14 protein-coding genes are annotated in these 7,115 nt (G+C 64.7%); all 14 read left to right on the top strand.

What is annotated here, in order from left to right; translation table 11 throughout:
* Positions 1-442 precede the first annotated feature (442 nt).
* From rpsJ to rplE, 14 genes are read left to right on the top strand one after another with little or no spacing between them, the layout of a single operon-like run.
* Positions 443-751 carry a 30S ribosomal protein S10 gene (rpsJ, locus tag ACNPM4_RS12820; RefSeq protein WP_017201594.1) on the top strand — a complete coding sequence of 103 codons (309 nt, stop codon included), beginning with the start codon at positions 443-445 and terminating at the stop codon, positions 749-751.
* An 8-nt stretch (positions 752-759) separates the two neighbouring features.
* The gene (rplC, locus tag ACNPM4_RS12815; protein ID WP_029260921.1) at positions 760-1,419 is read left to right on the top strand and encodes a 50S ribosomal protein L3; all 660 of its coding nucleotides are present in this window, start codon (positions 760-762) and stop codon (positions 1,417-1,419) included.
* Positions 1,420-1,421: 2 nt separating this feature from the next.
* Positions 1,422-2,084: a 50S ribosomal protein L4 gene (rplD, locus tag ACNPM4_RS12810; protein ID WP_021201122.1), complete on the top strand. Its 663-nt coding sequence runs from the start codon at positions 1,422-1,424 to the stop codon at positions 2,082-2,084.
* Positions 2,081-2,404, top strand: coding sequence for a 50S ribosomal protein L23 (gene rplW, locus ACNPM4_RS12805; protein ID WP_017829206.1), 324 nt, complete (start codon positions 2,081-2,083; stop codon positions 2,402-2,404). Before rplD ends, rplW begins: the two co-directional genes overlap by 4 nt.
* Before the next feature lie 20 nt (positions 2,405-2,424).
* Positions 2,425-3,264 (top strand): 50S ribosomal protein L2, encoded by an 840-nt coding sequence (gene rplB / locus ACNPM4_RS12800; protein WP_017201590.1) that lies wholly within the window; start codon positions 2,425-2,427, stop codon positions 3,262-3,264.
* 12 nt (positions 3,265-3,276) lie between these two features.
* On the top strand, positions 3,277-3,558 hold the full coding sequence (gene rpsS / locus ACNPM4_RS12795) for a 30S ribosomal protein S19 (RefSeq protein ID WP_017829205.1): 282 nt from the start codon (positions 3,277-3,279) through the stop codon (positions 3,556-3,558).
* Positions 3,558-3,956 carry a 50S ribosomal protein L22 gene (rplV, locus tag ACNPM4_RS12790; protein WP_017829204.1) on the top strand — a complete coding sequence of 133 codons (399 nt, stop codon included), beginning with the start codon at positions 3,558-3,560 and terminating at the stop codon, positions 3,954-3,956. Before rpsS ends, rplV begins: the two co-directional genes overlap by 1 nt.
* Positions 3,956-4,711, top strand: a complete 756-nt coding sequence (gene rpsC / locus ACNPM4_RS12785; protein WP_017201587.1) for a 30S ribosomal protein S3 — start codon at positions 3,956-3,958, stop codon at positions 4,709-4,711. The genes rplV and rpsC overlap by 1 nt, the downstream gene beginning before the upstream one ends.
* Positions 4,711-5,130, top strand: a complete 420-nt coding sequence (rplP, locus tag ACNPM4_RS12780) for a 50S ribosomal protein L16 (protein WP_017829203.1) — start codon at positions 4,711-4,713, stop codon at positions 5,128-5,130. Before rpsC ends, rplP begins: the two co-directional genes overlap by 1 nt.
* A complete protein-coding gene (gene rpmC, locus ACNPM4_RS12775; RefSeq protein WP_017829202.1) occupies positions 5,130-5,447 on the top strand; it encodes a 50S ribosomal protein L29 in 318 nt (105 codons plus the stop codon). Before rplP ends, rpmC begins: the two co-directional genes overlap by 1 nt.
* Entirely contained in the window at positions 5,447-5,779 is a 333-nt protein-coding gene (gene rpsQ / locus ACNPM4_RS12770; protein ID WP_021201120.1) for a 30S ribosomal protein S17, read from the top strand. The genes rpmC and rpsQ overlap by 1 nt, the downstream gene beginning before the upstream one ends.
* Positions 5,776-6,144 carry a 50S ribosomal protein L14 gene (gene rplN, locus ACNPM4_RS12765; protein WP_017201583.1) on the top strand — a complete coding sequence of 123 codons (369 nt, stop codon included), beginning with the start codon at positions 5,776-5,778 and terminating at the stop codon, positions 6,142-6,144. The genes rpsQ and rplN overlap by 4 nt, the downstream gene beginning before the upstream one ends.
* Positions 6,145-6,146: 2 nt before the next feature.
* Positions 6,147-6,506 carry a 50S ribosomal protein L24 gene (gene rplX, locus ACNPM4_RS12760; RefSeq protein ID WP_029260922.1) on the top strand — a complete coding sequence of 120 codons (360 nt, stop codon included), beginning with the start codon at positions 6,147-6,149 and terminating at the stop codon, positions 6,504-6,506.
* On the top strand, positions 6,506-7,096 hold the full coding sequence (gene rplE, locus ACNPM4_RS12755) for a 50S ribosomal protein L5 (protein ID WP_029260923.1): 591 nt from the start codon (positions 6,506-6,508) through the stop codon (positions 7,094-7,096). The genes rplX and rplE overlap by 1 nt, the downstream gene beginning before the upstream one ends.
* The last annotated feature ends 19 nt before the right edge of the window (positions 7,097-7,115 follow it).

Genomic DNA, 7,115 nt, shown 5'->3' with positions numbered 1-7,115 from the left:
CGCCCCGCTATCTCCTTCCTTCTGAGCCGGAATTCGACGTCGGTCACCGCCTCGCTGAGAGGCGCGACACGCCCGGGTTTGCAGAAGTGAAATCAGCCGTGGCAGAATAGACAGGTTCGATATTCCGTCGCCGCTGTGCGTGCGCCGGATCACTGCCAGGGCAGTGCATAGACGGCGGTTCCTCATGGGGGCTGCAGGGTTCTAGGCCGCGGGTAGCAGAACACACACCCCGACACCCTTCTCACCGAAGGGTTCGCCGTGCGCGGCGGAGGTCGGGCATCCGGTCGCCTCGCGGCGTCCGGCTGACAGAAGAACAGTGGTGCAGCAGATCGACTCGTGAGAGCCGTTCTCGTGCCGAGGCGCGAACAGCGCCGACGTGCGTCCAATGCCCCAGGGCCACCCGGTCCCGGACGGTATGACGCCTAAAGAGAGAGAGCAGACAATGGCGGGACAGAAGATCCGCATTCGCCTGAAGTCGTATGACCACGAGGTCATCGACACGTCCGCACGCAAGATCGTCGACACCGTGACCCGTGCGGGTGCGACCGTCGTCGGACCCGTGCCCCTTCCGACCGAGAAGAACGTCGTGTGCGTCATCCGGTCGCCGCACAAGTACAAGGACAGCCGCGAGCACTTCGAGATGCGCACCCACAAGCGTCTGATCGACATCGTCGACCCGACGCCCAAGGCCGTCGACTCGCTGATGCGTCTCGACCTGCCTGCCGATGTCAACATCGAGATCAAGCTCTGAGGTCGGACATGGTTGACATCAACTCCAAGATTTCCAAGGGCATGCTGGGCACGAAGCTCGGTATGACCCAGGTCTGGAACGAGAGCGGCAAGCTCGTTCCCGTCACCGTCATCGAGCTCGCCTCGAACGTGGTCACGCAGATCCGTACGCCCGAGAAGGACGGCTACAACGCCGTGCAGATCGCGTACGGCCAGATCGACCCGCGCAAGGTGAACAAGCCCCTCACGGCCCACTTCGAGGCAGCCGGCGTCACGCCGCGTCGTCACGTCACCGAGATCCGCACCGCGGACGCCGGCGACTACAGCCTGGGCCAGGAGCTCACGGTCGACGGCACCTTCGAAGCCGGCCAGCTCGTCGACGTCGTCGGCACGAGCAAGGGCAAGGGCTTCGCCGGTGTCATGAAGCGTCACAACTTCAAGGGCGTCTCGGCTTCGCACGGTTCGCACCGCAACCACCGCAAGCCCGGCTCGATCGGCGCATCGTCGACCCCGAGCCGCGTCTTCAAGGGCATGCGCATGGCCGGCCGTATGGGTGGCGAGCGTGTGACCGTCCTCAACCTCACGGTGCACGCCATCGACATCGAGAAGGGTCTGCTGCTCGTCAAGGGCGCTGTCCCCGGTGCTCGTGGCCGCATCGTCTATGTCCGCAACGCAGTGAAGGGTGCCTGAACATGGCTGACTCCACTCTCGCGCTCGACGTCCTCAAGGCAGACGGCAAGAAGGCAGGCTCCATCGAGCTTCCCGCCGCGCTGTTCGACGCCAAGACGAACATCCCGCTCATCCACCAGGTCGTCGTCGCGCAGCTCGCGGCGGCTCGCCAGGGCACGCACTCGACCAAGCGTCGTGGCGAGGTCTCCGGTGCCGGCCGCAAGCCCTTCAAGCAGAAGGGCACGGGTAACGCCCGTCAGGGTTCCATCCGCGCGCCGCACATGACCGGTGGTGGCATCGTCCACGGGCCGAAGCCGCGTGACTACTCGCAGCGCACGCCCAAGAAGATGATCGCGGCCGCCCTGCTGGGCGCGCTCAGCGACCGCTTCCGTGGCGACCGCATCCACGCCATCGAGTCCTTCGGGATCGACGGCACGCCCTCGACGAAGACCGCGGTGAACTTCCTCACCAACGTCGTCTCGTCGAAGAACGTGCTCGTCGTGATCGAGCGCAACGACGACGTGACGCTGAAGAGCATCCGCAACCTGTCGAACCTGCACGTGCTGACGTTCGACCAGCTCAACGCATACGACGTGCTCGTCTCCGACGACATCGTCTTCACCCAGGCCGCGCTCGAGGGCTTCATCGCCTCCAAGTCCGGCGCCAACCAGGAGGTCTCCGCATGAGCGAGCAGGCATCTGTTCTCCAGACGGCCCTGAACAAGGACCCGCGCGACATCATCCTGAAGCCGGTCGTGTCCGAGAAGAGCTACGGGCTCATCGATGAAGGAAAGTACACCTTCCTCGTCGACCCGCGCGCTTCGAAGACCGAGATCAAGCTCGCCATCGAGAAGATCTTCGGCGTCAAGGTCGCAGGGGTCAACACCCTCAACCGCGTCGGCAAGGCTCGTCGCACCCGCTTCGGCACCGGCAAGCGCAAGGACACCAAGCGCGCCATCGTCACCCTGAAGTCGGGCACCATCGACATCTTCACGGCAATCGGCTGACCCGGGGGATAAGGACAATAATGGCTATTCGCAAGTACAAGCCCACGACCCCGGGCCGTCGCGGCTCGTCGGTGGCTGACTTCGCCGAGATCACTCGATCGACGCCGGAGAAGTCGCTGCTGCGCCCGCTCTCGAAGACCGGTGGTCGCAACAACCAGGGCCGCATCACGACCCGTCACATCGGTGGTGGCCACAAGCGCCAGTACCGCGTCATCGACTTCCGTCGTAACGACAAGGACGGCGTCAACGCCAAGGTCGCTCACATCGAGTACGACCCCAACCGCACCGCGCGCATCGCGCTGCTGCACTACTTCGACGGTGAGAAGCGCTACATCCTCGCTCCGGCGAAGCTGAAGCAGGGCGACATCGTCGAGTCGGGTGCCGGGGCTGACATCAAGCCGGGCAACAACCTCCCGCTGAAGAACATCCCCACGGGTACCGTCATCCACGCGATCGAGCTCCGCCCCGGTGGCGGCGCGAAGATGGCACGTTCGGCCGGTGCATCCGTCCGTCTCGTCGCCAAGGACGGCCCCTACGCCCAGCTGCGTCTCCCCTCGGGCGAGATCCGCAACGTCGATGCGCGCTGCCGCGCGACCATCGGCGAGGTCGGCAACGCCGAGCAGTCGAACATCAACTGGGGCAAGGCCGGCCGCATGCGCTGGAAGGGCGTCCGCCCGACCGTGCGTGGTGTCGCGATGAACCCGGTGGACCACCCGCACGGTGGTGGTGAGGGTAAGACCTCTGGTGGTCGTCACCCCGTCTCCCCGTGGGGCCAGGCTGAGGGTCGTACCCGTCATGCCAACAAGGAAAGCGACAAGTACATCGTGCGTCGTCGTAACGCCGGCAAGAAGCGTAAGTAGGAGTAAGAGAAGATGCCTCGCAGTCTTAAGAAGGGCCCCTTCGTCGACGATCACCTGCTTCGCAAGGTGGTCGTGCAGAACGAAGCCGGCACCAAGAACGTCATCAAGACCTGGTCCCGTCGGTCCATGATCATCCCGGCCATGCTGGGTCACACGATCGCGGTCCACGACGGACGCAAGCACATCCCTGTGTTCGTGTCCGAGACCATGGTCGGTCACAAGCTGGGCGAGTTCGCGCCCACCCGCACCTTCCGCGGCCACGAGAAGGACGACAAGAAGGGGCGGCGCCGCTAATGGTCGAATCGATCGCACGCGTGCGACACATCCGCGTGACCCCTCAGAAGGCTCGTCGTGTCGTCGCGCTCATCAAGGGCAAGCAGGCCCAGGAGGCTCTGGCGATCCTGAAGTTCGCACAGCAGAGCGCCAGCGAGCCGATCTACAAGCTTGTCGCGTCGGCCATGGCCAACGCGCAGGTCAAGGCAGATCGCGACGGCGAGTTCCTCGACGAGAAGGACCTGTACGTGGCCAACGCGTACGTCGACGAGGGCACCACGCTCAAGCGTTTCCAGCCCCGTGCACAGGGTCGCGCTTTCCAGATCAAGAAGCGCACGAGCCACATCACGGTCGTGCTCTCGACGCCTGAGGCAGCTCCGGCCGCCGCGGGCGACAGCAACAAGAAGGCGAGCAAGTAATGGGACAGAAGGTAAACCCGTACGGCTTCCGTCTCGGCATCACGACGGACCACGTCTCGCGTTGGTTCTCTGACTCGACGAAGCCGGGTCAGCGTTACGCCGACTACGTCGCCGAGGACATCAAGATCCGCAACCTGCTCAAGACGCAGCTCGACCGCGCCGGTGTCTCGAACATCGAGATCGAGCGCACCCGTGACCGCGTCCGCGTCGACATCCACACCGCCCGTCCGGGCATCGTGATCGGTCGTCGTGGCGCCGAGGCCGAGCGCATCCGCGGCGACCTCGAGAAGCTCTCGGGCAAGCAGATCCAGCTGAACATCCTCGAGGTCAAGAACCCCGAGGCTGACGCTCAGCTCGTCGCACAGGGCATCGCCGAGCAGCTCTCTGCTCGCGTGGCGTTCCGTCGTGCGATGCGCAAGGGTCTGCAGGGCGCTCAGCGCGCCGGCGCCAAGGGCATCCGCATCCAGGTCTCCGGCCGCCTCGGCGGCGCCGAGATGAGCCGCTCGGAGTTCTACCGCGAAGGTCGTGTGCCGCTGCACACGCTGCGCGCGAACATCGACTACGGCTTCTACGAGGCGAAGACCACCTTCGGCCGCATCGGCGTGAAGGTCTGGATCTACAAGGGCGACCTGACCGCCAAGGAGCTCGCTCGCGAGCAGGCCAACGCACCCAAGGCTCGTCGTGACGACCGTGGTGGCGACCGCCGCCGTGCCCCGCGCAACGAGGCACCTGTCGCAGAAGGAGCGTCGGCATAATGCTCATCCCCCGTAAGGTCAAGTTCCGCAAGCAGCACCACCCGGGTCGCTCGGGCCAGGCAACCGGCGGCACGAAGGTCTCCTTCGGCGAGTACGGCATCCAGGCTCTGACCCCCGCTTACGTGACGAACCGTCAGATCGAGTCCGCTCGTATCGCGATGACCCGTCACATCAAGCGTGGTGGAAAGGTGTGGATCAACATCTACCCCGACCGTCCGCTCACGAAGAAGCCTGCCGAGACCCGCATGGGTTCCGGTAAGGGTTCTCCCGAGTGGTGGGTCGCCAACGTCAAGCCGGGCCGTGTCCTCTTCGAGGTCGCGGGTGTCGACGAGGAGCTCGCTCGCGAAGCTCTGACCCGTGCAATTCACAAGCTGCCGCTCAAGGCACGCATCATCAAGCGCGAGGAGGGCGACGCGTAATGGCGATCGGCACCAAGGAGCTCGCCCCGGCAGAGCTCGATACATTCGAAGACCAGCGCCTCGTTGAGGAGCTGCGCAAGGCCAAGGAGGAGCTGTTCAACCTCCGTTTCCAGTCGGCCACCGGCCAGCTGGAGAGCCACGGCCGCATCCGCGCCGTCAAGCGCGACATCGCGCGCCTCTACACCGTGATCCGCGAACGTGAGCTGGGCATCCGTGCGACGCCCGCTCCGGTCGAGGCTCCGGCCAAGAAGGCGACCAAGTCGAAGGCGAAGAAGGCGGACTCCGCCGACGACGCCGTGAAGGAAGAGGCTGAGTGATGGCCACCAAGAAGGAAGCGACTGTGGAGACGCAGGCCGCAGGACACGAGTCGTCCGAGCACGACGTCCGCGACTCCGCTGCCCGCGGTTACCGCAAGGCACGTCGCGGCTACGTCGTCAGCGACAAGATGGACAAGACCATCGTGGTCGAGGTCGAGGACCGCGTGAAGCACCCGCTTTACGGCAAGGTCATCCGCCGCACCTCGAAGGTCAAGGCGCACGATGAGGCGAACTCCGCCGGCATCGGCGACCTGGTCCTGATCAACGAGACCCGCCCGCTGAGCGCCACGAAGCGCTGGCGTCTGGTGGAGATTCTGGAGAAGGCCAAGTGATTCAGCAGGAATCCCGACTCAAGGTCGCCGACAACACCGGCGCCAAGGAGCTCCTCACGATTCGTGTCCTCGGTGGCTCGAAGCGTCGTTACGCCGGTCTCGGCGACACCATCGTCGCGACCGTCAAGGACGCGATCCCCGGTGGCAACGTGAAGAAGGGCGACGTCGTCAAGGCGGTCATCGTCCGCACCAAGAAGGAGGTCCGTCGTCCGGACGGCTCCTACATCAAGTTCGACGAGAACGCCGCAGTGATCCTGAAGAACGACGGGGAGCCCCGCGGCACCCGTATCTTCGGGCCGGTCGGTCGTGAGCTTCGTGACAAGAAGTTCATGAAGATCGTCTCGCTGGCGCCGGAGGTCATCTAATCATGGCGAAGATCAAGAAGGGTGACCTGGTTCAGGTCATCACCGGTGCCACGCAGGAGCGTGGCGGCGACCGTGGCAAGCAGGGCAAGGTCCTCGACGTCCTCGGTGACAAGAACCGCGTGATCGTCGAAGGCGTGAACTACGTCACCAAGCACACCCGCGTCGGACAGACGCAGCGTGGCACCAAGACCGGAGGCATCGAGACCGTCGAAGCCTCCATCCACATCTCGAACGTCGCACTCGTCGACCCTTCGACCAAGAAGCCGACCAAGGTCGGCCACCGGGTCGAGGAGCAGACCAAGGACGGCGTCAAGCGCACCGTCCGCGTGCGGTACGCGAAGAAGAGCGGTAAGGACCTCTGATGAGCACCGACACTGCCGCGCCGGCTGGCAAGATCCAGCCGCGCCTGAAGCAGAAGTACAACAGCGAGATCAAGAAGGCTCTGCAGGACGAGTTCGGTTACGCGAACGTCATGCAGATCCCCGGACTGGTCAAGGTCGTCGTGAACACCGGTGTCGGCGAGGCAGCTCGCGACAGCAAGGTGATCGATGGTGCGGTCGACGACCTCACCAAGATCACCGGCCAGAAGCCGATCGTCACGAAGGCCCGTAAGTCCATCGCGCAGTTCAAGCTGCGTGAGGGCCAGGCCATCGGCGCGCACGTCACCCTCCGCGGTGACCGCGCGTGGGAGTTCGTGGACCGTCTCGTCTCGCTGGCCCTGCCCCGTATCCGCGACTTCCGCGGTCTCTCGGGCAAGCAGTTCGACGGCAACGGCAACTACACCTTCGGTCTCCAGGAGCAGAGCGTGTTCCACGAGATCGATCAGGACAAGATCGACCGGGTTCGCGGTTTCGACATCACCGTCGTCACCACCGCGAAGACGGATGACGAGGGACGGGCACTGCTCCGTCACCTCGGCTTCCCGTTCCGCTCGGAAGACGCACAGGCGTGACCCTTCGACAGGCTCAGGG

The sequence above is a fragment of the Microbacterium umsixpiens genome (assembly GCF_053543675.1).
Note: the sequence above shows the minus strand (reverse complement) of the source record. Positions and strands in the feature narration are given on the sequence as shown.

Bases quoted from the DNA above. Each gene is read 5' to 3' on its own strand.
- rplV (WP_017829204.1), top strand. From the start codon at position 3,558: ATGGTCGAATCGATCGCACGCGTGCGACACATCCGCGTGACCCCTCAG.
- rpsJ (WP_017201594.1), top strand. From the start codon at position 443: ATGGCGGGACAGAAGATCCGCATTCGCCTGAAGTCGTATGACCACGAG.
- rpmC (WP_017829202.1), top strand. From the start codon at position 5,130: ATGGCGATCGGCACCAAGGAGCTCGCCCCGGCAGAGCTCGATACATTC.
- rplD (WP_021201122.1), top strand. From the start codon at position 1,422: ATGGCTGACTCCACTCTCGCGCTCGACGTCCTCAAGGCAGACGGCAAG.
- rpsC (WP_017201587.1), top strand. From the start codon at position 3,956: ATGGGACAGAAGGTAAACCCGTACGGCTTCCGTCTCGGCATCACGACG.
- rplE (WP_029260923.1), top strand. From the start codon at position 6,506: ATGAGCACCGACACTGCCGCGCCGGCTGGCAAGATCCAGCCGCGCCTG.
- rpsQ (WP_021201120.1), top strand. From the start codon at position 5,447: ATGGCCACCAAGAAGGAAGCGACTGTGGAGACGCAGGCCGCAGGACAC.
- rpsS (WP_017829205.1), top strand. From the start codon at position 3,277: ATGCCTCGCAGTCTTAAGAAGGGCCCCTTCGTCGACGATCACCTGCTT.
- rplP (WP_017829203.1), top strand. From the start codon at position 4,711: ATGCTCATCCCCCGTAAGGTCAAGTTCCGCAAGCAGCACCACCCGGGT.
- rplC (WP_029260921.1), top strand. From the start codon at position 760: ATGGTTGACATCAACTCCAAGATTTCCAAGGGCATGCTGGGCACGAAG.
- rplB (WP_017201590.1), top strand. From the start codon at position 2,425: ATGGCTATTCGCAAGTACAAGCCCACGACCCCGGGCCGTCGCGGCTCG.
- rplW (WP_017829206.1), top strand. From the start codon at position 2,081: ATGAGCGAGCAGGCATCTGTTCTCCAGACGGCCCTGAACAAGGACCCG.
- rplX (WP_029260922.1), top strand. From the start codon at position 6,147: ATGGCGAAGATCAAGAAGGGTGACCTGGTTCAGGTCATCACCGGTGCC.